Origin of the sequence: Frankia sp. AvcI1 (assembly GCF_001420875.1) — a bacterium.
Classification (GTDB): Bacteria; Actinomycetota; Actinomycetes; order Frankiales; family Frankiaceae; genus Frankia; species Frankia alni.
The window spans coordinates 225,819-250,161 of sequence record NZ_LJFZ01000008.1 but is presented as its reverse complement, the minus strand read 5'-3'; the positions used below and the strand labels follow the sequence as shown (position 1 = coordinate 250,161).

Here is a 24,343-nt window from a genome sequence, read left to right as displayed (position 1 = left end):
CCACCCCTCCCCGGTCGGCCACGCTCCGGTGATCTCGACCACCACGCACAAGACGCTGCGCGGCCCGCGCGGGGCCATGCTGCTCACCGACGCCGAGCACGCCACGGCGATCGACAAGGCGGTCTTCCCGGGCCTGCAGGGCGGCCCGCACAACCACACCACGGCGGCCATCGCGGTCGCCCTGNGGGAGGCCTCGACGCCCGCGTTCCGCGACTACGCCCACGCGGTCGTGGCGAACGCCCGCGCGCTGGCCGAGGCACTGGTGGAGCGCGGGTTCGACCTCGTCACCGGGGGCACCGACAACCACCTCATCCTCATCGACCTCACCGGCAAGGACATCGGCGGAAAGCCGGCGGCCAAGGCGCTCGACGCGGCGGGGATCGAGCTGAACTACAACGCGGTGCCCTTCGACAAGCGCAAGCCGTTCGACCCCTCCGGCATCCGGCTCGGCACCGCCGCGATCACCACCCGCGGTCTGACCCCGGCGCACATGCCGGTGCTCGCCGGCTGGATCGACGACGTCGTCAAGGCCGCCGGTGCCGGCGACACCGCGACGATCGGCCGGGTCCGGGAGCAGGTCACCGAGTTGGTCAGCGGCTTCCCGATGCCCGGTTTCGCCTGATCGTCGCGGCGCTCCACGCGCGACCACGCTCCGACCCGCCGGGTCCGGAGCGTGGTTACGCGTGCGTCACGTGACGCCTGCTCCGGGCGCCCCCGCGGTGCATCATCGGTTCAGGGCAGCCCGGAGGAGGGAGCACCGATGGTGAGGACCGTGGGCCCGTTCGCGGGTTCCCGGGCGGCACGCGCCGCCACGGGATCGGTCGGTGTGGTCGGCGCGGCCGTCGCGGCCGGCCTGGTCGCGCAGCAGCGGGCGATCCGCCGCCGCCGCACCCGGCCGGACGGGCCGCCGGAGCCGGCGCTGGAGCCGATCGGCGGCCGTGTCGCCACGGTGATCGCGACCGACGGCGTGCCGCTGCACGTCGAGGAGACCGGTCCGCCGGACGCGCCGCTGACGCTGGTGTTCGTGCACGGGTTCTGCGTGTCCGCCGAGTGCTGGACCCTGCAGCACCAGGCCCTCGCGGACCTCGGCCGGATGGTCTTCTTCGACCAGCGCGCGCACGGGCGCTCCGGGCCGTCCGAGGTTGGCAACTGCACCATCGACGTGCTCGCCGACGACCTCTACCAGGTGATCCGCGAACGGGTGCCCGGCGGGCCGATCATCCTCGTCGGCCACTCGATGGGGGGCATGGCGGTCCTGGGCCTGGCCGACGCCCATCCCGAGCTCTTCGACGACCGGATCGTCGGAGTGGCGCTGCTGTCGACCAGCGCGTCGGAGCTGGCCCAGGTGACCCTCGGGCTGCCCGCGCTGGCGACGGCGGTGGTGCGTCGGGTGCTGCCCGNCATCGCCGTCGGCATGCGGCACACCTCGGGCCTGCTGGAGCGGGTTCGCGGGCGGGGCAGCGACATGTCCTGGGAGGTGACCCGCCGGATCGGTTTCGGCGCGACCGATCTGCCGCCGGCGGTGGTCACGTTCCTGGAGACGATGGTCTCGGACACCTCGGTAGCGGTGATCGCCGCGTTCCTGCCCACCCTGCTCGACAACGACCGGCTGGACGCCGCCGCCCGCCTGGTGGGGATTCCCACCGTGCTGGTCGTCGGCGACGCCGACCTGATCACCCCGGTGGCACACAGCCGGACGATCGCCGAGATCCTGCCCGACGCGGAGCTGGTCGTCGAGCAGGACGCCGGCCACGCCATCATGTTGGAGCGGCCCGAGGCGGTGAACGCCGCGATCCGCAGGCTGGTGCAGCGGTCACTCGCCGAGTTCTCGCTGCCGCTGCCCCGGTCGCGGTCGGGTCTCCCGCCCGCCTCGGTGGGTGCCGCCCCGGTCGGCGCCGCTGCGGATGGCGCCCCGTCGGCCGACCGGGCGGCGGTCGCCGACCGCGACGCCGGCGGGACGGCCGCCTGACCGGTCCCGGTCGACCCGGGCCCGCGAGGAGGTGATGGGCATGAACGCCGCCCGGCAGCGCGACGTGGTCGTCGTGCCCACGGCGGACCGGATGCGGGACTTCGGCGCCCGGCTGAGCGTGTTGCTGCGCCCGGGCGACCTGCTCGTGCTCTCCGGCCCGCTCGGCGCGGGCAAGACGGTCCTCACCCAGGGCATCGCCGCCGGGCTCGGCGTGCGGGAGACGGTCACCTCGCCGACGTTCGTGCTCGCGCGGATCTACCCGGACGGCCGGATCCCGCTCGTGCACGTCGACGCCTACCGGCTCGGCGGGGTGACCGAGGTCGACGACCTCGACCTCGACGCCGACGCCGACACCTCGGTGACCGTCGTCGAATGGGGCGCCGGGCTGGTCGAGGGGCTCGCCCAGGACCATCTCGAGCTCGTGCTCACCCGGCCCACCGCCGACGAGGCCGGCGAGACCAGGACGGTCCGCCTCGTCGCCACCGGCCCGAGCTGGGCGCGCCGGCTGCGCGACCTCGCCGCGGACTGAGCGCGCCGGCTGCGCGACCTCGCCGCGGATCCAGCGCGCCGCCTGCGTGCCGCCACCGCCGCGGATCGAGCGCGCGGCCTGCGCCGGGCCGCGGTGGGGCGGGTACCCGACGTGGCCGATGCGGCGGTCCGTAGTCTGGATGCGTGCTGGTGCTGGCCCTCGACACATCCACGGCCGCGTGCGCGGTGGCGCTCGCCGAGCTGACCGCCTCCGATCCCGCGCGGGCGGGGAGCGCGGCGGCCGGTGATCCCGCCGGCCCCGGCGTGCACGTCTGGCCGCGGGGCAGCGTTGTCACCGTCGACGCCCGCCGCCACGGGGAGCTGCTCGCGCCGTCGATGCGGGCGGTCCTCGACGAGGCGGGCGCGCGCCCGTCGGACCTCGCGGCCGTCGTCGTGGGGGCCGGGCCCGGGCCCTTCACCAGCCTGCGGGTCGGGATGGTGACCGCCGCGGCCTTCGCGGACGCGTTGGACATCCCCGTGCACGGCGTCTGCTCGCTCGACGGTATCGGCGCGGCCACGGCCGGCGCGGTCGGCGTGGTCACCGACGCGCGGCGCCGCGAGGTCTACTGGGCCCGCTACGTCGGCGGGGTCCGGGTGGGTGATCCCGCCGTGGGGCGTCCGGCGCAGGTCGCCCAGACGTTGCGGGAGCTCGGCGTCGGCGCCGTCACCGGTCCCGGCCGGGCGCTGTACCCGGAACCGTTCGCCGGGTTCGCCACCATCGACGACGACGTGACCGAGAATGACGCGACCGGGAATAGCGCGACCGGGAATGGCGGGGCGGCCGGGGCGGGCGCAGGCACGCCGGCGGGCGGGTATCCGCGTCCGGAGCTGCTCGTCGGTCTCGCCGGGGCGGACCTGCTGGCCGGTCGCGATCCGAGCGTCCTGGCTCCGCTCTACCTGCGGCGGCCGGACGCGACCGAACCGCACGCGCCGAAGCCGGTCAGGGTGTGACGCGGCGGCTACCGCAACCCGACGGCGTGGCGCCGAGCGCCGCCACGCCGATCGAACCGGACCGGAACCGAGCGCAGGACGAGAACCGCGAACGGGACCGGCTCCGTGCGTTGGGGCAGGACGGCGAGCGGGGGCCGGACGGCGATCTGGATCTGGTGCTCGTTCCGATGCGCTGGTGGCACGTCGCCACCGTCGCCGAGCTGGAACCGACCGTCTTCGCCACCGACCCCTGGACCGCGGAGCTGTTCTGGTCCGAACTGGCCCAGGGCGACCAGCGGCATTACCTGACCGCGCTGTGGCAGCCCCGAGGGGCGGCCGCGCACGACCTGTCCGCGATCATCGGTTACGCGGGGCTGGCGCTCGCCGACGACGGCGCCTACATCCAGACCGTCGGCGTCGTGCCGCGGATCCGGGGCCGCGGGGTGGGCGCTCGGCTGATGATCGCCCTGCTGCGCCACGCGCGTCGGGCCGGGGCCCGCTCCTGCGGGCTGGAGGTCCGTACCGACAACCATGCCGCGCGGGCGCTGTACACCCGGCTCGGTTTCGTCGACATCGGCGTGCGCCGCGGCTATTACCAGCCCTCCGGCGGCGACGCCTACGTCATGCGGGCCAGACCGATCGACACGGTCGGATACGCCGCGCTGCTGGACGAGGTCGAACGCGCACTGCCCGGCCGGGTGCGCCTGGAGCCGTGACCGGCTCGCCGGGGCGCCCCGGCCGGTCGCGCTGACTCAGGCCGCCGCCCGCGCCCGCAGGGCGCTCTCGCCCGCGGCGCGGCTGCGCTCGTAGACGTCGGTGAAGTCGGCCAGCGCCGGGTTGACGGGGGCGAGCGTCATCTCCACCCGGACCAGCTCGACGTCGGTCGCCCCGAGCGACTCGAGGACGTGGGCGATGAAGGGGAGCTGGTGGTCCCAGCCCTCCTTGGGCGTGCCCACCCCGTACGAACCGCCCTGGGTGGCGATGACGGTGACGCGGTCACCGGTCAGCACCGACTCCGCCGGAGGCTGCTGCAGGGTGCGCCCGACCAGGATCACCTGGTCCACCCACGCCTTCAACGTGGACGGCACCGAGTAGTTGTACATCGGCAGCGACAGCAGGAGCTCGTCGGCGGCCTCGAGCTCGCCGATCAGTTCCTCGCGCAGCTTGACGCCCTCGGTCTGCTCCGGGGTGTGCTGCTCGGGCGGCGTGAAGGCCGCCGAGAGGGTGGCCCAGTCGAGGTGCGGCGGGGGCGTGAGGGCGAGATCGCGGTAGGTCACGGTGCCGTCGGGGTGGGCGGCGCGCCAGGCGTCGATGTAGGTGGCGGCCAGCGATCGGGAGGTCGAGCCCTCCTGAGCCAGGCTCGCGTCCACGTGCAGCAGGTTGGGCATTGCGGCGCCTCCGTTGTTCCACAGGTCGTCATAAGTTGAGATCTTCTGCTGTCGCGAAGATCTGTAGAGAGACTATCTGATGGATAAATCGTCTCTACAAGCACTCATCTGGGGGGAGATTACTCTGACCGGGACGGGTACCCTGGGGCGGTGAGCGACGCCGCAGCGGCCGCGGAGCCCGAGACCGGGGCCGACGGCCTGCCCGAGGATCTCGGGCAGGATCTGGGCTGGCTGCTGGGCCAGGTGCAGTACGGCTACCTCGCGGCCTCGGCCGCCGCGGTCGGCGAACTACCCGGCGGCCTGCGCGCGCTGCACGTCCTCGGCGCGGCTGTCGGCGGCGAGGCGCGCAACCAGATCGAGGTGGCCCGCCGGTTCGGCATCGACCGGACGGTGATGGTGCGCCTCGTCGACGATCTCGAGCGGGNGGGTCTGGTCGAGCGCCATCCCGACCCGGCCGACCGGCGGGCCCGCATCATCACCGCGACCGACCAGGGGGCGCGCCTGTACGCGTCGACCCAGGAGGACCGTCGCCTCGTCGATCAGCACGTGCTCGCCGGGCTGGCCCCGCAGGAGCGGGAGCGGTTCGTCGCGCTGCTGCGCCGGATCGCGGCGCGGCTGCTGGCCGTCGATCCCACCCACGGCGCGGCCGCCTGCGACGCGGCTCGGCGGGAGATCGAGGCGCACGAGGCCGGGTGCCCGTCGGCGGACGACTGCCCCACGGGCGGTGAACCCGCACCGGGCGGCGACCGCGGGCAACGGGCGGCCGCCGGCGGCTGACCGCGGCTCAGGCGGTGGCCACGGAGGTGCCAGGGGCGGGGATGGACCGGCGCGGCCGACACCGGCGTGGCGCTGGGCTCAGTGGGCGGGGTGGACCTGGTGGAACGGCCAGGCGTGGGGGGTACCGGCGACCAGTCCGTCGGGTGGCGGCGGCAGCGGAGCCGTGGCGGGCTCGTTGGTGGTGGCGGTGTCCGGGCCGGCGGCCACGTTGGTCGGTGCGGCGTCGGGCAGCCGGAGGATCATCACGACGAGGTCACCCCCCGGTTGGCGACTGAGATATACCTCACCTTTTCGGCCGCCGAGGGCGGCGACAGCCCAGTCCCGCAGGTCCGTCAGGCGGCCGGGCGTCGCCCTGGCCTCCCACATCCAGATCATGTCCGGGTCCCATCCAGCGTGGCCGAAGGCGGTCGGGGCCGGTTGCGCGGTCCCGCGCCGGGAAGGGGCCGGGGCGAGTCGGCGCGGCCGNCGCGGTCGGGCGGGCGGTGCCCGGTTCCCGGCCGTCTTGACNGATCCGACCTTGTTGGTTGACGTGTGTGGTGCGGGTGCTAGGTTGGCACTCGGCACGTGAGAGTGCCAGCGACAACAGGCGCCTGTTCACCCGCGACGGCAGGCCGCCAGGGTCGCTCTCTCATCCAGCGCAGGAAGGGGGAGGTCGATCGTGACGACCGCCACCAAGGTTGCTATCAAGCCTCTCGAGGACCGCATCGTTGTGCAGCCCTCCGACGCCGAGCAGACCACCGCATCCGGCATCGTGATTCCGGACACGGCGAAGGAGAAGCCCCAGGAGGGCACCGTCCTCGCGGTCGGCCCGGGTCGATTCGAGGACGGCAAGCGCGTCCCGCTCGACGTCAAGGTCGGCGACGTGGTGCTCTACAGCAAGTACGGCGGCACCGAGGTCAAGTACTCGGGCGAGGAGTACCTCGTGCTCTCCGCTCGTGACGTCCTCGCGATCATCGAGAAGTAGACCGCTCGCCGGTAGCAACGCAAGGGGCGCGCCCCGCTGGTGGCCGTCCGGTTTCCGCCGGGCCCGCCGGCGGGGCGCGCCCTTGCGGTTTCCCACCGGTCATCGGTGTCGGGAGGACAACCAGGTATGCCGAAGATTCTCACGTTCAACGAGGACGCCCGCCACGCGCTCGAGCGCGGCGTCAACGCGCTGGCCGACGTGGTCAAGGTGACGATCGGCCCGCGTGGGCGCAACGTCGTCATCGACCAGTCCTACGGCGCGGCGACGATCACCAACGACGGGGTGACGATCGCCCGGCTGGTCGAGCTGGAAGACCCGTACGAGAACCTGGGTGCCCAGCTCGCCAAGGAAGTCGCCACCAAGACCAACGACGTCGCCGGTGACGGCACCACCACCGCGACGGTGCTCGCCCAGGCGATGGTCCGTTTCGGTCTGAAGCAGGTCACCGCGGGGGCCGCGCCGCTGTCGCTGAAGCTGGGCATCGAGGCCGCCGTCGAGGCCGTCTCCGCCGCCCTGCTGGAGCAGGCGATCGAGGTCAGCTCGAGGCAGACGATCGCCCAGGTCGCCNCCATCTCCGCCCAGGACACCCAGGTCGGGGAGCTGATCGCCGAGGCGATCGACAAGATCGGCAAGGACGGCGTCATCACGGTCGAGGAGAGCCAGACCCTCGGGCTGGACCTCGAGCTGACCGAGGGGATGCAGTTCGACAAGGGCTACATCTCGCCGTACTTCGTCACGGACGCCGACTCGCAGGAGGCCATCCTCGAGGACGCGTACGTCCTGCTGTACCCGGGCAAGATCTCGGCGCTGAACGAGATCCTGCCCATCCTCGAGCAGGTCGTGCAGGAGCGTAAGCCGCTGCTGATCATCGCCGAGGACATCGAGGGCGAGGCGCTGTCCACCCTGGTGGTGAACTCGATCCGCAAGACCTTCCAGGTCGTCGCGGTGAAGGCGCCCGGCTTCGGGGACCGCCGCAAGGCGCTGCTGCAGGACATCGCCGTACTCACCGGCGGCCAGGTGGTGGCCGGCGAGGTCGGGCTCTCGCTCGACGCGGTGACCCTCGCGGACCTCGGCCGGGCCCGGCGCGTCGTGGTGGACAAGGAGAACACCACCATCGTCGACGGCGGCGGCGAGGCCGACGCGGTCGCCGACCGGGTGCGCCAGCTCAAGGCGGAGATCGAGACCAGCGACTCCGACTGGGACCGCGAGAAGCTCCAGGAGCGGCTCGCCAAGCTCGCCGGCGGGGTCGCGGTCATCCGCGTGGGTGCCGCCACCGAGGTGGAGCTCAAGGAGAAGAAGCACCGCCTCGAGGACGCCGTCTCGGCGACCCGCGCGGCGATCGAGGAGGGCATCGTCGCCGGCGGCGGCGCGGCCCTGGCGCACGTCACCTCCGTCCTCGACGACGGCCTCGGCCGCACCGGGGACGAGCTCGCCGGTGTCCGGATCGTGCGTACGGCCCTCGACGCCCCGCTGAACTGGATCGCGCGCAACGCGGGTCTGGAGGGCGCGGTCATCGTCGCCAGGGTCAAGGACCTCGCACCGGGTCACGGCTACAACGCCGCGACCGGGGAGTACACCGACCTGATCGCGGCCGGAGTCATCGACCCGGTCAAGGTCACCCGTTCGGCGGTGGCGAACGCCGCCTCGATCGCGGCGTTGCTCATCACCACGGAGAGCCTCGTCGTCGAGAAGCCGGCGGTGTCCGACGGCGACCATGGGCACTCCCACGGTCACGGCCACAGCCACGGGCACAGCCACCCGCAGGGCCCCGGTTTCTGATCGGAAGCCGTCCCGCGAGGCCCGGCCGGGTGACTCCGGCCGGCGCCCCGCCCGCGGCAGCGAAACGGCCCGCTCGGTCCCCGATCAGGGGTCCGAGCGGGCCGTCGCCGTTTCCGGGTGTTCATCCGGCGGCCGGCCGCTCGACGAAGGGCGGCCGGCCGGCGGGCGCCACCCGAACGACTGGGCGAGACCGGCCGGTGGGCCCGCTCACCCGTCGCGGGTGATCGTCATGGTCGGGATCGGATGTCCGGCCAAGTCGTCACCTGCCGCGGGGCCGGTCAGCAGGCCGGCGCGAGCCCCGGCCGCGCGGGGACGCGGCGAGCCACCCCCCGCCGCGAGCGGCCGGTGAGGATCGCCTCCCGTTCCGATTCGCTGAGCCCTCCCCAGACGCCGTAGGGCTCCCGGGCGGTCAGTGCGTACTCCCCGCAGGCGCGGATGACCGGGCACCGGGCGCAGATCGCCTTGGCCGCGGCCTCGCGGGCGGCCCGGGCCGGTCCGCGTTCGCCCTCCGGGTGGAAGAACAGCTCGGTGCTCTCCCCGCGGCACGCGCCATGCAGTTGCCACTCCCACTTCTCCGCGCCGGGGCCGGGAAGTCGTCGGACGTCGGTCATCGGCCTGAGCCCCCCTTTCGACCTGAGCGGCAAGCGCCGCGGGCTCACCGTAGTACGGTCACCCTTTCGGTGATCTTGAAAAAATTCACCCGGGCGACCCCGCGTCGCCTGTCGTCAGGTCCGGTGTGCCGCGCCGGCACAGCCCCCGCCGGGACGCGGCGCGGATCCACGGGTCGTCCGATGGTCGCGTGACCGGGCGAGGCCTCCCGTCCGGTGCCACCGGCCGCCCGGACGGATCCGGAATCGGGAGGGACGTCCGGTCCGTGGGTCCGGCGGACAACTTCGTGGACGGTGGTTCGCCTACCCCGGCGATCGCCTGGTCACACGGCCCGGCCGGAACGTCACCGGCGAAGGCTGCAACTCGGGGCCNCCTGGGCGGCCTCCGCGGCCCGGCATATCCCCGGCGGGGCCACCGGCGCCGGACTAATCGTGCGAAACGGAAGAAATAAACAAAACGGATTAACCGGTACAAGCGACCGATGGAGAGCCGACGTCGGACGGCCGGGGAACGCCCTGGGTCGACCGTCGGCTGGCAGGGACATGCCAGCGGGCGACAGGTGGCGCCGGGCTGCCCGCGGACTGTCCGGGAACGGACAGTCCGGGCTGGCCCGAAAGTCGTAATGGCGGCGGGTCGGCGGGAGGCGCGCGGGCGGCGCCGGGACGCCGGCCGGAGTCGAAGCCGGCCGTCGGGATCGCCGAGAACAGGGCTCGGGAGCCCGCGATGGTGGGCCGGAGGGGGCGTGGTGTGGCGCCGGCGAACCCGGTGATCGGCCGGGTGCACGCCGCCGACCACATGCGCGGCGACGGTCCCGCGGCGAGAACGCGAAGGTGGTCACGGCGGCGCGGGTGCGCCCAGGCGGCCGGAGGGGGAGGTCCGGCGCACAGGCGCTACTGGACCTGCCCGCGGTGGCTCCCGCCTCCACCCGCGGGGGCTCCCGCCAGGCCGGGGACGTGCCCGGGCTCAGCGGGAGTCGGCCTCCGAGGCGGCTGAGGCCTCGTACACGCCGTCGGCGAAGCCGCGGGCATATTCCCAGCTCACGTAGCACGACGGGTCGGGAGAGAAGGCCGGCTCGTGGACGCGCGTCCGCCCCTCGTTGAGGAGGTTGCGCAGATTGCCAGCCAGCAGCTCCCAGTCGAAGTAGTGGGGCTCGGCGCAGCCCTCGCAGTCGACGACGAGGCCGCGGTAGCCGCGCGGCTCGANCAGCGTGCGGAAGACGTCGAGGTCTCCCAGCTCGGCGAGGACCTCCTCCCGCTCGTGCAAGGACAGCGGTTCGAGCAGGTCGAGGTCGTCGACGGAGTCGAGGCGCGCGAGCTCGGCGGCCGGATCCTCGGGGTCACCCGCGAAGGGGTCGACAGGCTCGTCGCTCACGTCGACCACGCTACGCTTGCCCGGACTGCTAAGTGGTCCCGATCAGGAGTCTCGGCACCGTTGTGCAGTGCTTGTGGACAGGTCCGTGTAGGTCCGTCTGCTGTTGCGCGACCCGCGTGGCGCTGGTCGGACCCCGGATGAGCCGCCCGCGGCGGACCTGCCGCGATCTCCGTCACGCCGCGACCGCCCACAAGCGCCACCGACCTCTACGATGGGGTACATGCCGCCGCCTGGCGACCGGCTCGCCGGTGACGGGTTGATGACCCGTTCCGCCTGGTGGGCGGCCGGGCCGGCCGCCCACCAGGCATCCGGCGGGGCCGTGGCCGCCGGGCGGGTTCCCAGCGCCGCGGTACCGGTCAGCGCCGCGGCACCGGTCATCGCGGAACGGAAGGTGCCATGAACGCTCCCGTCGCCACCGATCACTCCCCGTCGGCTCCCCGCACGTCGGCTCGCGCGGCGTCGGCGGGTGGCTCCGTCGACTCCCAGGTGGACCTGTTGGGAGCCGACGCACCGGTGCCGCCAAAGCTGGCAATGCTGGGCCTGACCTTCGACGACGTCCTGCTGCTGCCGGCGGCCTCCGATCTCGTGCCCGCCGAGGCCGACACCACGACCCGGTTGTCGAGGTCCATCTCCCTCGCCGTGCCCCTGGTGTCCTCCGCCATGGACACGGTGACCGAGGCGCGGATGGCGATCGCGATGGCGCGCCAGGGCGGCGTCGGGGTGCTGCACCGCAACCTCTCGATCGAGGACCAGGCGCAGCAGGTCGACATGGTGAAGCGGTCCGAGTCCGGGATGATCACCGCGCCGGTGACCTGCGGGCCGGAGGCCACCCTCGAGGACGCGAACGTGCTCATGGCGCGTTACCGCATCTCGGGTGTTCCGGTCACCGAGCCGGACGGCCGGCTGGTCGGGATCGTGACCAACCGCGACATCCGCTTCGAGCGGGACTACTCCCGCCGGGTGCAGGACGTCATGACGCGAATGCCGCTGATCACCGCGCCGGTCGGCGTGTCGCCCGAGGACGCACTGGAGCTGCTGCGCCGGCACAAGATCGAGAAGTTGCCGATCGTCGACGATCAGGGTCGGCTGTGCGGGTTGATCACGGTCAAGGACTTCACCAAGCGTGAGCAGTACCCGCATGCCACCAAGGACGCCGACGGCCGGCTGATGGTCGGTGCCGCGATCGGGGTGGGCGAGGACGCCTACAAGCGGGCGCAGGTCCTCGTCGCGGCGGGCGTCGACTTCCTCATCGTGGACACCGCCCACGGCCACCAGCGGGCCGTGCCGGACATGGTCCGCCGCATCAAGACCGACATCCCGACCGGGGTCGACGGTCGGCCCCTGGACGTCATCGGCGGCAACGTCGCGACTGGCGCGGGCGCCGCGGCCCTCATCGCCGCGGGCGCGGACGCGATCAAGGTCGGCGTGGGTCCCGGCTCGATCTGCACCACCCGGGTGGTCTCCGGGGTCGGCGTCCCGCAGGTGACGGCGATCTACGAGGCGTCCCGGGTCGCCCGGGAACACGGGGTGCCGGTGATCGGGGACGGCGGCCTGCAGTACTCCGGCGACATCGCGAAGGCCATCGCGGTCGGGGCGGACACCGTCATGCTGGGCAGCCTGCTCGCCGGCGTCGACGAGAGCCCGGGCGAGCTGATCTTCATCAACGGCAAGCAGTACAAGGCCTACCGCGGCATGGGGTCGCTCGCGGCGATGCGCAGCCGGGGCGGGGCCCGGTCCTACTCGAAGGACCGCTACTTCCAGGACGACGCGCTCTCCGACGACAAGCTCGTCCCGGNGGGCGTCGAGGGGCAGGTGCCCTACCGTGGCCCGCTCGCGGCCGTGGCGCACCAGCTCGTCGGCGGGCTGCGGGCCGCGATGGGGTACACCGGCTCGCCGACCATCCGGCGGCTGCAGGATGATGCGCAGCTGATCCGGATCACTTCCGCGGGCCTGACCGAGAGCCACCCGCACGACATCCAGATGACCGTCGAGGCGCCGAACTACAACTCCTCGCGCTGAGGCCGCCGCCGCGGTTGCGCCCCTCGTCACCCCCCGGCCCCGTCCCGACACCGGCGATCAGGTGCCCGTGACGGGGGCGTCGGCGCGCGGGCGACCAGAGCAGGTACGTCAGTGTCCGGCCGGCGTGAGCCCGCCGACCCAACCAGGAGGCGCCAGCAGTGGCAGAGGTCGAGATCGGTATCGGCAAGAACGCGCGGGTCGCGTACGGTCTCGACGCCGTCGGCATCGTCCCGTCGCGTCGGACCCGCGATCCGCAGGACGTCTCGCTGGCCTGGGAGATCGACGCCTACCGCTTCGACCTGCCGCTGGTGGCGGCCGCCGCCGACGCCGTCACCTCGCCGGCGTCGGCGATCGCGCTCGGCCGGCTCGGCGGGCTCGGCGTCCTGCACGTCGAGGGGCTGTGGACCCGGTACGAGCAGCCCGAGGACCACATCGGCGAGCTCACCGAGATCGGCGCCAAGGAGGGACAGCAGGCGGCGACCGAACGGCTGCGCGCGCTGTACGAGTCGCCGGTGCTGCCGGAGCTCATCGCTCGCCGTCTCGGCGAGCTGCGCGACGCCGGGGTGGTCGTCGCCGCGGCGCTGCGCCCGCAGAAGGTCCGCGCGCTGAGCCAGCACGTGCTGGCGGCCGGTGTCGACCTGCTGGTCATCCACGGCACCGCGGTCTCCGCCGAACACCAGTCCCGGCGCAGCGAGCCCCTCAACCTCAAGCGGTTCATCGGCGAGCTGGACGTTCCCGTGCTGGTCGGGGGGTGCGCGTCGTTCTCGACCGCGCTGCACCTGATGCGGACCGGCGCCGCCGGGGTCATCGTCGGCGTCGGTTCGGGCCTGGGCGACCGGACCCATGACGTGCTCGGGGTGGGGGTCCCGCTCGCCACCGCCATCGCGGACGCCGCCGGAGCCCGGATGCGCTACCTCGACGAGTCGGGTGGCCGCTACGTCCACGTCGTCGCGCACGGCGACCTGCAGACCGGCGGTGACCTCGCAAAGGCGATCGCCTGTGGCGCCGACGCGGTCATGGTGGACGCGGCGCTGGCGGCGGCAGAGGACGCGCCGGGCCAGGGCGGGATGTGGCCGATGGACGTGCTGCACTCCGACCTGCCGCGTGGACGGTGGGCGCCGGCCCCCCCGACGGGCACCCTGGCGCAGATCGTCACAGGGCCCGGCGCGGCCACCGGAACGGGCCTGCTCAACCTCGCCGGCGGTCTGCGGACCGCCATGGCGACGACCGGGTACGCGACCCTCAAGGAGTTCCAGAAGGCCGAGATCATGGTGACCGCCGGCTCCTGACCGGCCCGGGGGCCGTTGGCGCCCGAGCCGGCCGCGGGTATCCCGGNGGGCGATCGGCCGCGCGGCGGGCCGATACCCGACTCCGGCGGAACAGTCCACGCCCCGACGGTGGCGGCGGTACCCGGCCGATCCGGACCCCTGGTGGACATGGCACCCTGGGAGCGTCCGTCTCCGGCACGAAGGACGACAGATGCGCCTCGACGAGCACGGCCGCTGGGTCAGCGATGACGGCGCCTACCTCTGGGACGAAGCCGCCCAGACGTGGCAGCCGTCCTCCGCTGTGCCGCCGGCAGGCTCCAGCGGCGACCCGGCGCGGGCGCAGCCGGCCGGCACCGTCGACGCCGGGTCGCGTGATGGCGGCGATGCGCGCCCGGGCGGCCTGGCCGACGCCACCGCTGCGGGCTCCCCGGCCTACCCGGGGTCGGTCTTCGGGTCCGGCCCGGGTGGCACGCCGGACGGTGGGCGGGGCGCCGCCGCCCCGGCGCGCGGTGCGGGGCTCGGATCGCCCGCCGTGGTGCGCCACGAGGTCCGTCCTGGATCGCCGCGTCCCGGAAGCTCGGCCGCGGGCGAACCGCCGGCCGGTGCGAACCCGCCGGGTGTTCGCGGCCTGTTCGGCGCCGCCGGCCTGACCGGCGGCGTGCGCTCGGCGGGCGGACCGGGCTCGGCCGGTGACCTTGGCGGCCCGGCCGCCGGCTCCGGCCCGGCCGCCGGCTCCGGCTCGGCCCCTGGCTCTGGCATGACCACGGGGGAACTGGCGTCCTACGGCGGCACCGGGCAGTTCGGGCGGTGGGCTTCGCCGGACGCCCCGCCGGACGCCGACGCAGCCGGGCCGAGCGGCCCGCCGCACGTGACCGCGCCGACCGCTGCCACCGGGATGACTTCCGCCGGCACCACGGGCCCCGGCCCCGCCGGCACCCCCGGGGGCTGGCACGACGGCGATGCGACCGGCGAGTTTCGGCGGGTCGGTGCGCCGACGGGTACGGGGGCCCCGCCGGCGCGGGCGGCCGGTGTGGCGGACTGGGACGATGACCTCGACGACGAGGGTGACTCCGGCACCGACGCTTTCGGTGGCGGGAATCCCTTCGGCGGCACGGAGCCTGGCCGCGGCACGAAGTTCGATGGCGAACCCGAGTCCGGTTGGGCACCGTCGGGACCGCGCAGGCCGGCGTCGGCGGTCGCCCGCCCGGCCGCCGCCGGGGGGCTGGGCGAACGCGTCGGCGGGTTCCTCCGGCAGGCCCGCGATCGTCCCCCGCTGCTGATCGCGGCCATCGTCGTGCTGGTCTGCGTGGGCCTTGGGGTCGCGGGATTCCTCGCTTTCGGCGGGGGCGGCTCGGACGGTGGGTCGGCCGTGGGTGCCGCGGCAGCCGGCAAGGGCCATTACAGCAAGGCCGTCCGCGAGGCGTATCTGAGCTCCTGCCTGGACGTCAGCAACGGCAACGAGGGGTACTGCACCTGCACTCTGGACAAGCTGGAGGCCACCTACACGGAGGAGGAGTACAAGCGGTTCAACGCCAGCGTCCAGTCGGAGTCGTCGCGGCGCATCGTGCGCGAGATGTACGCCGCCTGTCGTGACAAGCGATGACTCCCTCCCGTGTACCATGGTCAGTCGGAGCTAAGACCCCATATCCTTCCGGGCTTATGGGCGACCCGCCAGCGAGCTATTGCTTTTTTGNCGGCCGTACGGTAGGACGTCCATCACGCATAGCCACACGATCACGGCCAGGCGGTGCGNGGGGCCGCAGACCGGGATCGCATGCCTCCGAGCGGCGCTGCTCCCGACCGACTGATCTGGCTGGGTGCGGGTTGCGACGAGATGGTTCAGACAATNCACGTCCACACGATGGCTGCCCACATCGTGCTGATCTGGGGGGCAGGAGATGCCGCCCGATGACCATGCACCGTAGCCCGGGGCCCGAGGGCCCTGCGTCTGCCGTTCCGTCCACCCGCGTGCCGAGGCGGGGGGCAGTTCGGTGACGACCCACGATGCCGATGTGAACGGCCCGGCCCGGCCGGCTCCGCCCCGCCGCGACGACGACTTCTTCGCCGTCGAGCGGGTCGGCGAGCCCGAGTCCCGCCCCTCCGCCGCGCCGTCCCAGGTCTCCTTCGCCCCGACCCCCTGGCCACCGCAGTCCGCCGAGCCGCCGAACGCGGGGCCGCCGAACGCGGGGCCGGTGAACGCGGGGCCGGTGAACTCCGGGCCGCGGGCGGTCCGGCCGCAGGACTCCGCCGTGGCGCCGCCCGGCGGGCCGCCGCGCCGCACCGATCCCTTCGACGTCACCAGCACCTGGGACGGTCCGGCGCCGCGACCCGGAGGCGGGTCCTCGTCGATCTCCGTGGCGCCTCCGGTCGACGCCGTCGCGCCGGGCGGTTTCCGGCCGATGGCGAACCTGCCGTCGATGTCACCCCCGGTACCGCCCGCATCCGCCGGCGCCGGCCCGTCCGCCCGTCGGGAGCCGGGCGTCGACCGGATCGGATCGCCGGTGGCAGGTGGCCGGACCGGGCCCGGTGACCAGCGGGCGTGGGGTGGTTCGTCCGCGGACGCGGTGCGCGTCGGTGACTCGCCCCAGCACGGCGCGCCCGCGGCGGACCGGTCCGCCGGCGGTTACACCGACCCGTTCACCGGCGGTTTCCCCATCTCCGCCCGTCCGGTCCCCGCCACCGGTCCCCGTACGGGTCCGACCCCGTTGTCGTCTCAGCCCCCGGCGGCCTACCCGGTCGCGGCGCCACGGCAGGCCGCGTACCCGCCGTCCGCGCCCGCCGGCCCGCCGGCGTCCGCGGGCTTCTCCGCGGCCCCCGCCATGCCCGGCACGAACGGCATGCCCGGTACCAACGGCATGCCCGGCAGCAACGGCATGCCCGGTACCAACGGCATGCCCGTGGCCGGAGCCGCGTCTGCAGCCGCACCGCCGGGAACGGCCGGCCGGGCGACCGGTTCGCCGTTCGGGGGGGCCCGCCAGCCGGAGCCCGGGACGCAACAGCGCGTGGGACCGGACGGCTTCGGCGTGACCGACGCCAGCCCGCATCCGGCTCGGCCGGCGATGCCCGGCGGTCGCGGCCCGGGTTGGACCGGCCCCGGCGGCTACGGACCCCAGGGCGGGGCCGACCTGCCCGCCACCGCGGGCAGTGGGCGGGAGGCCCCTCGGCAGACGGATCCGTGGAACGGCCACAGCTCGCCGCGGCTGCGGCCGCCGGCGTCACCCGCAGCCGACCCGGCCCAGGCAGGCTGGGGGACGGGCGGGCAGGCTCCCGACTACCCGTCGGTGCCGCCGCGCGGCTTCGGTGGGGTGGGTGCCTACCCGTCGCGGGAGTCCGGAGCTGGAGCTGCGGGCCGACCCGGGGACCTCGCCGCGCGCGGCCAGGCCGCGGCCGCCCGCGAGGCGTTCGCAGCCGGGGCGGCGGCGCCCCCGGCAGGAGGTGTGTACGACCGCGCGGGCGCCGGCCCGCTTCTCGGCGCCGGCGCGGCGTCGGCGAGCCTGTCGGGACCGGCCGCTGGGATCGAGCCGGGGCCTGCGGTCGATCGCGGGCGCTCCGGCCCCACCGCGGCGCCCCTCGCTCGACCAGAACGCCCCCGGGATGCGTCGCAGGGTGCGCCCGGCGCCTCGGCCTGGCGCAACCCGTTGACCGACACCGGCAGTTTCGTCCGCCCGCTGCCGCCGCCCGGCGTCCCCGGCTCGCTCGCCGACCGGGAAGATCCCCTGTCGGGGCCGTTGCCGGTGGGACGGCGTCGCCGTGGGTCCGGGGTCGGGATGGCCGGGGCTGGAGTGCCGGAGGCTGGAGCGCCCGGACCCGCCGGGCCTGGAATCGGTGAGTCTGGAGTCGGAGCGCCTGGAATCGGGGGAGCCGGCACCGGCTGGCGTGCGCCCGCCGCCTCGCCGGCGGGGGAGCGCCACCTGTCCCCTGCTCGGGAGGGAGCAGCGACAGGCGTCGACCGAGCCGGTTCCGCCTCGGTCGCGCCGGACGCGGCCCCGGTCGGCATGCGAGCCGGTGGCCCGCCTCCGCGGCGGGTCGAGGAGACGATGACGACAGCCCGGCCGCTGTACCGGCCGGATGCACCGGCTACCGGTGGGCAGCCCGAGGGCAGTCCCGGGCAGCCCGGCGAGGCGGGCGGTCGGAGCCCCGGCGCGGCCGGCCCCACCGGGCGCCGGCCGGAGACGCCGGCCGAGATGACCTCCCTGGTCACCCGGCGAGCATCGGGCCGGGGACGGGGCGGCGCCGCGAACTCGGCGGGGGACGACGACAGCGGTTGGCAGCCGTCCCGGACGGTGCGCAAGCCGAGCGGTCGCAGCGTTCCCGCCGATCGTCGCCGCACGCCGAATCCGGTGACTGACACCGACAGCCTGCAGCCGGTCTCCGCCCCGTCCGCGGGACGGCCCACTGCCGGCGGTCGGGTGGAAGGCCGTTCCGACACCGGCGAGCGGCGGCGGCGCACAGCCGACCGGGCAGCCCGCAGCGGCGCGGCCGGGCCGGGGGCGCGCCGCGCCACGGGTCGGCGAGCGGACACCACCGGCGGCCATGGCGGTGGCGGCCATGGCGGTGGCGGCCATGGGGGTGGGGGCCATGGGGGTGGCGGCCCTGCGAGCCCGCAGCGGCGGTCCGCGCGCGCGGCGACGTCCTCGGGACTGCTGGAACCGACCGACCGCCGGGACGCGACGCCCGACGACGAGCCGCCGCTCGAGGACCGGCTGGCCTGGCTCCGGCAGGGCTGGATCGGCCCGCTGGCGGTCGCGCTGGTCGTGGCGCTGCTGGCGGTCGGCGGCTATGTCCTGCTGCGCGGTGGCGGCAACGAGGGCGGCGGGCCGATCACCGCGAGCCCGTCGGCCGACGCCTCGGCCACCCCGGCGACGACCAACCCGGACGCCCTCACCGGCAAGGCGATGATCGACGGCAGCTGGCAGTGCCGCCTGGTCACCGTCACCGATCCGATCAGCCTGTCCCACGAGGTGGTGGGGGTGCTGGTGGTCCAACGCACGGCGGGCGACTACACCTGGAACGGCGTGGGCGGCCAGTACACGATCACCCCCGTGGCCGGCAACGACGGCGGGAATGTGATCGGCGACGTGAGGTTCACCAGCGGTCCGCTGAAGGACCTCGCGGCGGTGCACATCGCCAAGCCGGGGGACGGAATCCGCGGGAAGGCGCAGGGCACCCTGGATCTCAAGGCCAACGGGACTGCGCCGCATCGAATCTGNGGAGTGAACTGAGAACATCCGTCCCTATGCTGACTGTAAGCGGGAACGGCGAAATGTCTGTTCTAACCGGTGGGTCGGCGATGCCGGCCGGTCGGCGGGCGACCCCGGTTGTCGGGTTTAGACGGCGGTGCGGCAGGATCAGGTGCCATGCTCAGGTCTGACCGTGGTATGGGTGGCTGGCGGCGTTCCGCCGCCGGCAACGAGAAGGATGTGGCCGGCGGGGTGGGCGGCGGTGTCCCGGCGGCTGTCGGGACCGGTCGACCGGCCGTCGACCGGCGCAGTCTGCTCCGCTGGGCCGGGACCGCCGCGGTGGCCGCGCCGGCCGCCGGGTTGCTCGCCGCCTGCGGCGGGTCGTCGTCCTCCGATGGTCCGCGCAAGGTGCGTCTCGGGTACGTGACCTCCCGTACCGGGACGCTCAGCTCCTACAGCGTGGTCGATTCGTACGTCGTCCAGACGATGNGGTCACTGCTCGCCGACGGGGTCAAGGTGGGCGGTCGCAGCTACCCGGTGGAGATCTTCGTCCGCGACGCGGAGTNCGACCGGCACCGGGCCGGGATCGCCGCGACCGACCTGATCTTCAAGGACAAGGTCGACATCGTCCTGGTCGGCGGAACCTCGGACACGGCCATTCCGGTCGCCGATCAGTGTGAGATCAACCAGGTTCCGTGTATCTCGACGAGCGCCCCCTGGCAGTCCTGGTGGAACGGGCGCGGCGGTAACGTCGACATGCCCTTCCACTGGACCTACCACTTTTACTGGGGGATGGAGGACGTCGTCGCCACCTATGTGGCGATGTGGCGCCAGCTCGGGATCACCAAGGTGGGGTTGATGTATCCCGCGGACGATGACGGCCAGGCATTCGCCAACCCCGACTTCGGAATTCCCACCATCCGCAACTTTGATTTTCAGCTCACCTCGCCGGCGACCTCGGGCTACCAGGTGGGAGCGCCGTCGTTCGACTCCTACCTGAGCGCCTTCAAGGCCGCCGGCGTCCAGGCGGTCGTCGGCATCGCCCAGGCAGCGGACTTCGCCACCTTCCGGCGCCAGACCCGAACCGCGGACTTCACCCCGAAGGCGCTGACCGTGTCGAAGGCGCTGAACTTCCAGGAGGACGTCCGGGCGCTCGGGTCCAACGGCGACGGGCTGACCACCGAGGTCGCCTGGTCGCCCGCACACCCCTACCGCAGCTCGCTGAACAACAAGACCTCCCAGGACCTGGCCAGTGACTTCGCCAGCGCCCGCGGCCGCGGCTGGACGCAGTCGCTGGGCTTCTCCTACGCACTGTTCGAGGTGGCCGTGAAGGCGCTCGGCGGCGCCGCCTCGCTGGACCGGGAGGCGATCGCCGCGGCCGTCAAGGAGGTCGACGCCCAGACGATCGTCGGCCCGGTGGCGTTCGGATCCCAGTCGAACGTGCCGAAGAACGTGGCCCGAACCGCGCTGGTCGGCGGGCAGTGGGACCAGGTCGACAACGACTTCGCGCTCAAGGTCGTGAACAACAGCGGCAACAGCAAGGTCGGGGTGGACACGCAGTTGCGCCCGCTCCCGCCGCCGGTCTGAGCGGCGGACCGCCGACGCACACACGCGAGGGGCCCCGGGACACGTGTCCCGGGGCCCCTCGCGTTGTCTGGTGGGTCCGGACTGCGGCAGCTCAGGTTCGCGGCAGTGCAGGTGTGCAGGTGTGCAGCGGTGCAGGGTTGCAGGGTTGCAGCGGGTCAGGCGCGAGCGGCCGCCCGCGACATCGTGTGCTCGACCACGGCGATCAGCGCGCTCTTGGTCGAGTCCCGGTTGCGGGCGTCGCAGGTGATGATCGGCACGGTCGGGCTGATCTGCAGTGCCTCGCGGACATCCTCGATGGAGTGCCGCAGGATGCCNTCGAAGCAGTTGACGCCGATGACGAACGGCAGCTGACGCTGTTCGAAGTAGTCGACGGCGGCGAAGCAGTCGGCCAGCCGGCGGGTGTCGGCCAGGACGATCGCGCCGATGGCGCCCCGGACGATGTCGTCCCACATGAACCAGAAGCGGTACTGCCCGGGCGTCCCGAACAGGTACAGGATCAGGTCCTCGTCGAGGGAGACGCGGCCGAAGTCCATCGCGACCGTGGTCGTGGTCTTGTCGGACAGGTGGGTGAGGTCGTCGACGTGGGCTCCCGCCTCGGTCATGACGGCCTCGGTACGCAGCGGGACGATTTCGGACACCGAGCCCACAAAGGTGGTCTTCCCGGCGCCGAATCCTCCCGCCACCACGATCTTCACCGAAGTCGTGGCGACGGAGGAGTTGACCCGTCTGTTGTCAGAGCTTTCGAAGGCCACTGAGAACCCTTTCGAGCAACGCGAGATCCGGTGCCTCGTCGCGGTCAGGCTGCTGGTGGACGCGGACGAAGCCTTCGTCCGCCATGTCGCCGACCAGCACACGGGCGACTCCCAGAGGCACCCGGAGCCCGGCGGCGATCTCCGCGATGGATCGCACCTGCCGGCACATGGCGGCGATGGTCTGTTGCTCGAGGTTGAGGCCGATGGCCCGTTCCTCGCCGAGCGGCGTCGTGAAGACGAGCGCCTCGATGGCGAGCTCGTAGCGTGACCGAGTACGCCCGCCGGTCATCGCGTAGGGACGGACGACCGGACCGGGCGCGTTCTCGGGATCGATACTCACCCTGACTCCCTGTGCTGCCGCTCGTTCACCGCGGAAGCGTTCCCTGCAGCTCGGCCCGCAGCGCCGGGGTGAGAACATCCTTCGCCCGGCTGACCAGCAGTGCCATCTCGTAGCCGACCAGGCCGATGTCGCACGACGGCGCCGCCAGCACCGCCATGCTCGCCCCGTCGCTGATCGACATGATGAACAGGAAGCCGTGTTCCATCTCGACGACGCTCTGCGTCACGGCGCCCGCCTCGAACACGCGTGCCGCCCCCTGGGTCAGGCTCACCAGCCCGGAGGCCACCGCGGCGAGCTGGTCGGCCCGGTCGCGGGGAAAGCCGTCGGAGACGGCCAGCAGCAGCCCGTCCGCGGACACCACCACGGTGTGGGCGACACCCGGGACTCGATCGACAAAATTGTTGATCAACCAGTTGAGGTTCTGAGCCTCAGAACTCACGGGTGTCACCGTTCCTCCTGCGCGTCACGTCGGGGATTCCTCGTGGTGTCGACTCCGACATCACGTCCCTGCCGCACGCCCTGGTAGAAGCTGGCAAGCCGGCCACCGACGGCCTCGGGAGACCTGGTCGAGGTTTCGGCGGGACGCCGGCTTGGCGCGGGTTCGGCGCTGCCGGNCACGAGATGGGTCATGGGAACTCGCACCGGCAGGCCCGATCGCGTCACGCCACCGCTGCTCGGCTGGCGCAACGACTCGGCTGCCTGCCAGCCGGCGTCCCCGGGAGAGCTCCAGCCTCCCCGGTCCGGCGGCTGTGCCGTTTGGTGCTGTGGTGNCGTCTGGTGCTGTGGTGCCGTCTGAAGCGGTGGTGCAGCCTGAAGCGGTGGCACGGACTGGTTCGGTGCCGGTGGCTGGTGGGACTGCGCCGCCGTGGGCTGTGGCCTGGTGCCCGGTTGCCCGGCCCCCGGCCGCACCGGGCCGCCGGGGGCCGGGGACTGGTGCGGCGCGGCGAAGGCGGCCACCGGCGCCGGCGCGGCCGGCTCGGCCGCCGCCGGGCGGGCGGGTGTGGCGGGCTCGGCCGCCGGACGGGCCGGACCGCGCTGCCCGAAGGCCCCGCCGATGCCGGGACGCCCGACCGGCCGGGCCGGGACCGCGGCCGCCGGCTCGCCGGCCGCACGCGCGGCAGCCGCGGAGGCCTGGCGCTGGGCCGATGCCGCGTCGCCCGGTGTCCGGCGCTGGAACCACGCGGACACCGAGTCGAAGATCGGCGAGGTCTCGACGTCGTCGGTCTCCGACTCGGCCGTGGCCTGCTCGCCGGTGATCTCGGCGGGCGCCGGCTCCGCGACCCGACCGGGAACGGTCGGTGTCTGCGGTCCGGCCTGCGGGAGGGTCCGTGCCTGCGGCTGAGGCCCCGCCTGCGACTGGGGACCGGTCCGTGACTGGGGACCGGTCGGCGCCTGCGGGCGGATCGGCGGCCGCAGGCCGGCCGGTGACGGCAGGCCGGCCGGTGACGGCGATCCGGTGGCGGGCTCGGGGCGTGGCCGCGCCTGTGGTTCGGGCCGGTCGTCCGCGCGGGCGAACACGTCGCCCGGCCGCGGGGCGACCGGCTCGACCGGATGCCTGGGTGCCTCGTGGTCGGCGCGGTCCCGGAGGTTCGGGCGCTCCCGCACGGGCAGCTTCGGCGTCGCCTCGGGCTGCTCGCCCGTGGCGGGCTCGGCGTCCGTGGGCCGGGGGCGGGTCGGCCAACGGTTGTCCCCGAACGACACGGGGCTCGTGACGTCCGGTGCGGGCTGCTCGCGGCGGGCGGCCGGCCCGCGCCGGTCGATGGCCTCGGTGTCGGGGGTGACCCCGCCGGGTGACGCGCCGCGGGGAGCGGTGCCGCCGGCGGTGCCGCCGGGTGGCGTGCCCGCGCGGCCCCGTGGCCCGCTGTCGTGGCCGGGCCGGACGTCGAGGTCGATCTCCTGGCTGTCGAAGTCCCGCGGGCCGCGGTCGTCGTCGGCGGGGCCGTCGGGCGCCCGGTCCTGCGGGCCGGTGCTCGGGAACTGCGCGGCCCGTCGTGCGGTGCCCCCGTCGCCCTCACGTGGCGCGGTCGACGGGGTGGACGCCGTGCCGCCGGTCTCGCTGTCCCGGTCGTTGCGGCCGTCCAGGCCGGGGGAGAACTCCTCCAGACCGAAGTCGCGCCGGTCCGCGGTGGGCATCGGACCGGTCCGGTCGGAGCCGAGCTGCGCGGCCAGCGGGCCGGTCAGCGGAAACGGACCGGTGTTGGGGAAGCGCCGCGGACCACTGGAGTCGTCGAAGATGTTCTCCCGCGTCGCGGGCTCCGACTCGGGCCGGTGCCCGTTGCTCACCCCGTTGCTCGCGCCGGTACCCGCCGGGGTCGGGGCCCCGTTCGCGCGGTCGGGCGCCACGCCGTTACTCGGCCGCTCGGTGCGTTCCGCGGGCCGTCCGCCGCCGATCGCCGGGGCGGTCGCGGGCCGGTTCAGGGCCGGGGGACGGCCGGGCAGGGCGCCGGCGGCGCTGTCGCCGGTGACCAGCTTCGCGGGCAGCCGGACGACGGCGGTGATACCGCCCGACGCCGACTCCCGCAGCTGGACGCGGATGCCGTGCCGGCCGGCCAGCCGGTCGACGGCGAACAGTCCCATCGTGCGCGACACCGACACGTCAACGACCGGGGGATTGGCCAGCCGCTCGTTGACCCGCTCGAGCTCCTTGGCCGGCATGCCGATGCCCTGGTCCTCGATCTCGATCATCGCGCCGGCGCCGGGGCCGAGGGAATGGCTGGTCACGAGCACCTCGGTGACCGGCGGCGAGTACGAGGTGGCGTTCTCCAGCAGCTCGGCGACGAGGTGGACGACGTCGCTGACACCGTTGCCGGCGATGGACACCGGCGCGGCCGAGGTCTGCTTCACCCGGGTGTACTGCTCCACCTCGGAGATGGCGGNCAGGA

General features: G+C 74.0%; 19 protein-coding genes and 10 pseudogenes. 20 read left to right on the top strand and 9 right to left on the bottom strand.

The features are described from left to right. The 7 genes and pseudogenes from glyA (UK94_RS47850) to rimI all read left to right on the top strand — a co-directional run. Positions 1-184 (top strand): annotated as a pseudogene (gene glyA / locus UK94_RS47850) (serine hydroxymethyltransferase); the annotation flags it as partial. A gap of 1 nt (position 185) precedes the next feature. Continuing rightward, positions 186-622: pseudogene (gene glyA / locus UK94_RS47845) on the top strand (serine hydroxymethyltransferase); the annotation flags it as partial. A 138-nt stretch (positions 623-760) separates the two neighbouring features. Continuing rightward, positions 761-1,400 (top strand): annotated as a pseudogene (locus UK94_RS47840) (alpha/beta fold hydrolase); the annotation flags it as partial. Position 1,401: 1 nt separating this feature from the next. Next, positions 1,402-1,969, top strand: a 568-nt coding sequence (locus tag UK94_RS47835; RefSeq protein WP_235487449.1) for an alpha/beta hydrolase, incomplete at its 5' end; no start/stop codon positions are given. Positions 1,970-2,009: 40 nt separating this feature from the next. Next, positions 2,010-2,498, top strand: coding sequence for a tRNA (adenosine(37)-N6)-threonylcarbamoyltransferase complex ATPase subunit type 1 TsaE (tsaE, locus tag UK94_RS11175; RefSeq protein WP_011602334.1), 489 nt, complete (start codon positions 2,010-2,012; stop codon positions 2,496-2,498). 143 nt (positions 2,499-2,641) lie between these two features. Next, positions 2,642-3,448 (top strand): tRNA (adenosine(37)-N6)-threonylcarbamoyltransferase complex dimerization subunit type 1 TsaB, encoded by an 807-nt coding sequence (tsaB, locus tag UK94_RS11170; RefSeq protein WP_011602335.1) that lies wholly within the window; start codon positions 2,642-2,644, stop codon positions 3,446-3,448. A 167-nt stretch (positions 3,449-3,615) separates the two neighbouring features. After that, on the top strand, positions 3,616-4,143 hold the full coding sequence (gene rimI / locus UK94_RS11165) for a ribosomal protein S18-alanine N-acetyltransferase (RefSeq protein WP_157892293.1): 528 nt from the start codon (positions 3,616-3,618) through the stop codon (positions 4,141-4,143). Positions 4,144-4,179: 36 nt separating this feature from the next. Here the strand turns inward: rimI and UK94_RS11160 are convergent, their stop codons facing one another. Next, positions 4,180-4,815: an NAD(P)H-dependent oxidoreductase gene (locus UK94_RS11160; protein WP_055749746.1), complete on the bottom strand. Its 636-nt coding sequence runs from the start codon at positions 4,813-4,815 to the stop codon at positions 4,180-4,182. A gap of 150 nt (positions 4,816-4,965) precedes the next feature. Here UK94_RS11160 and UK94_RS73490 point away from each other — a divergent pair. From UK94_RS73490 to groEL, 5 genes and pseudogenes are all read left to right on the top strand, one after another. Next, a pseudogene (locus UK94_RS73490) lies at positions 4,966-5,239 on the top strand (MarR family transcriptional regulator); the annotation flags it as partial. 1 nt (position 5,240) lies between these two features. After that, on the top strand, positions 5,241-5,592 hold a 352-nt coding region (locus UK94_RS73485), incomplete at its 5' end, for a MarR family winged helix-turn-helix transcriptional regulator (protein WP_268761298.1). A 655-nt stretch (positions 5,593-6,247) separates the two neighbouring features. Continuing rightward, on the top strand, positions 6,248-6,556 hold the full coding sequence (gene groES / locus UK94_RS11145; RefSeq protein WP_035921112.1) for a co-chaperone GroES: 309 nt from the start codon (positions 6,248-6,250) through the stop codon (positions 6,554-6,556). A 126-nt stretch (positions 6,557-6,682) separates the two neighbouring features. Beyond that, positions 6,683-7,123: pseudogene (locus UK94_RS47825) on the top strand (TCP-1/cpn60 chaperonin family protein); the annotation flags it as partial. 1 nt (position 7,124) lies between these two features. Next, on the top strand, positions 7,125-8,335 hold a 1,211-nt coding region (gene groEL, locus UK94_RS11140), incomplete at its 5' end, for a chaperonin GroEL (protein ID WP_235487447.1). Between the two features lie 278 nt (positions 8,336-8,613). On the opposite strand, the gene UK94_RS11135 is transcribed toward groEL, so the two are convergent. The 3 genes and pseudogenes from UK94_RS11135 to UK94_RS47815 all read right to left on the bottom strand — a co-directional run. After that, positions 8,614-8,946 carry a WhiB family transcriptional regulator gene (locus UK94_RS11135; protein WP_011602341.1) on the bottom strand — a complete coding sequence of 111 codons (333 nt, stop codon included), beginning with the start codon at positions 8,944-8,946 and terminating at the stop codon, positions 8,614-8,616. A 961-nt stretch (positions 8,947-9,907) separates the two neighbouring features. Continuing rightward, positions 9,908-10,146: pseudogene (locus tag UK94_RS47820) on the bottom strand (DUF5319 family protein); the annotation flags it as partial. Position 10,147: 1 nt separating this feature from the next. Beyond that, the coding region (locus UK94_RS47815) for a DUF5319 family protein (protein ID WP_235487498.1) at positions 10,148-10,315 on the bottom strand (168 nt) is incomplete at its 3' end. Between the two features lie 220 nt (positions 10,316-10,535). Here UK94_RS47815 and UK94_RS11125 point away from each other — a divergent pair. The 8 genes and pseudogenes from UK94_RS11125 to UK94_RS11100 all read left to right on the top strand — a co-directional run. Beyond that, positions 10,536-10,715 (top strand): hypothetical protein, encoded by a 180-nt coding sequence (locus UK94_RS11125; RefSeq protein WP_055749742.1) that lies wholly within the window; start codon positions 10,536-10,538, stop codon positions 10,713-10,715. Beyond that, positions 10,712-12,110, top strand: a pseudogene (gene guaB / locus UK94_RS11120) (IMP dehydrogenase); the annotation flags it as partial. The gene UK94_RS11125 and the pseudogene guaB, both read left to right, overlap by 4 nt. A 1-nt stretch (position 12,111) precedes the next feature. Further along, on the top strand, positions 12,112-12,334 hold a 223-nt coding region (locus UK94_RS47810; RefSeq protein WP_235487445.1), incomplete at its 5' end, for an IMP dehydrogenase. A 158-nt stretch (positions 12,335-12,492) separates the two neighbouring features. Beyond that, positions 12,493-13,623 (top strand): GuaB3 family IMP dehydrogenase-related protein, encoded by a 1,131-nt coding sequence (locus tag UK94_RS11115; RefSeq protein WP_011602345.1) that lies wholly within the window; start codon positions 12,493-12,495, stop codon positions 13,621-13,623. 190 nt (positions 13,624-13,813) lie between these two features. Next, entirely contained in the window at positions 13,814-15,205 is a 1,392-nt protein-coding gene (locus UK94_RS11110) for a hypothetical protein (RefSeq protein WP_055749740.1), read from the top strand. A gap of 3,754 nt (positions 15,206-18,959) precedes the next feature. Continuing rightward, positions 18,960-19,271: pseudogene (locus tag UK94_RS47795) on the top strand (twin-arginine translocation pathway signal protein); the annotation flags it as partial. Position 19,272: 1 nt separating this feature from the next. Then, positions 19,273-19,347, top strand: a pseudogene (locus tag UK94_RS47790) (hypothetical protein); the annotation flags it as partial. A gap of 1 nt (position 19,348) precedes the next feature. Further along, positions 19,349-20,369 (top strand): ABC transporter substrate-binding protein (locus UK94_RS11100; protein ID WP_235487441.1); only part of this gene is annotated, 1,021 nt, incomplete at its 5' end. A 155-nt stretch (positions 20,370-20,524) separates the two neighbouring features. Here the strand turns inward: UK94_RS11100 and UK94_RS47785 are convergent. The 5 genes and pseudogenes from UK94_RS47785 to UK94_RS47780 all read right to left on the bottom strand — a co-directional run. Beyond that, a pseudogene (locus tag UK94_RS47785) lies at positions 20,525-20,683 on the bottom strand (ATP-binding protein); the annotation flags it as partial. 1 nt (position 20,684) lies between these two features. Beyond that, positions 20,685-21,121 (bottom strand): ATP/GTP-binding protein (locus tag UK94_RS11095; protein WP_235487439.1); only part of this gene is annotated, 437 nt, incomplete at its 3' end. Beyond that, positions 21,102-21,461: a DUF742 domain-containing protein gene (locus UK94_RS11090; RefSeq protein ID WP_011602350.1), complete on the bottom strand. Its 360-nt coding sequence runs from the start codon at positions 21,459-21,461 to the stop codon at positions 21,102-21,104. The genes UK94_RS11095 and UK94_RS11090, both read right to left, overlap by 20 nt. 25 nt (positions 21,462-21,486) lie before the next feature. Beyond that, entirely contained in the window at positions 21,487-21,900 is a 414-nt protein-coding gene (locus tag UK94_RS11085) for a roadblock/LC7 domain-containing protein (protein WP_035921109.1), read from the bottom strand. A 332-nt stretch (positions 21,901-22,232) separates the two neighbouring features. After that, on the bottom strand, positions 22,233-24,281 hold a 2,049-nt coding region (locus UK94_RS47780; RefSeq protein ID WP_235487496.1), incomplete at its 3' end, for an ATP-binding protein. Positions 24,282-24,343 lie beyond the last annotated feature (62 nt).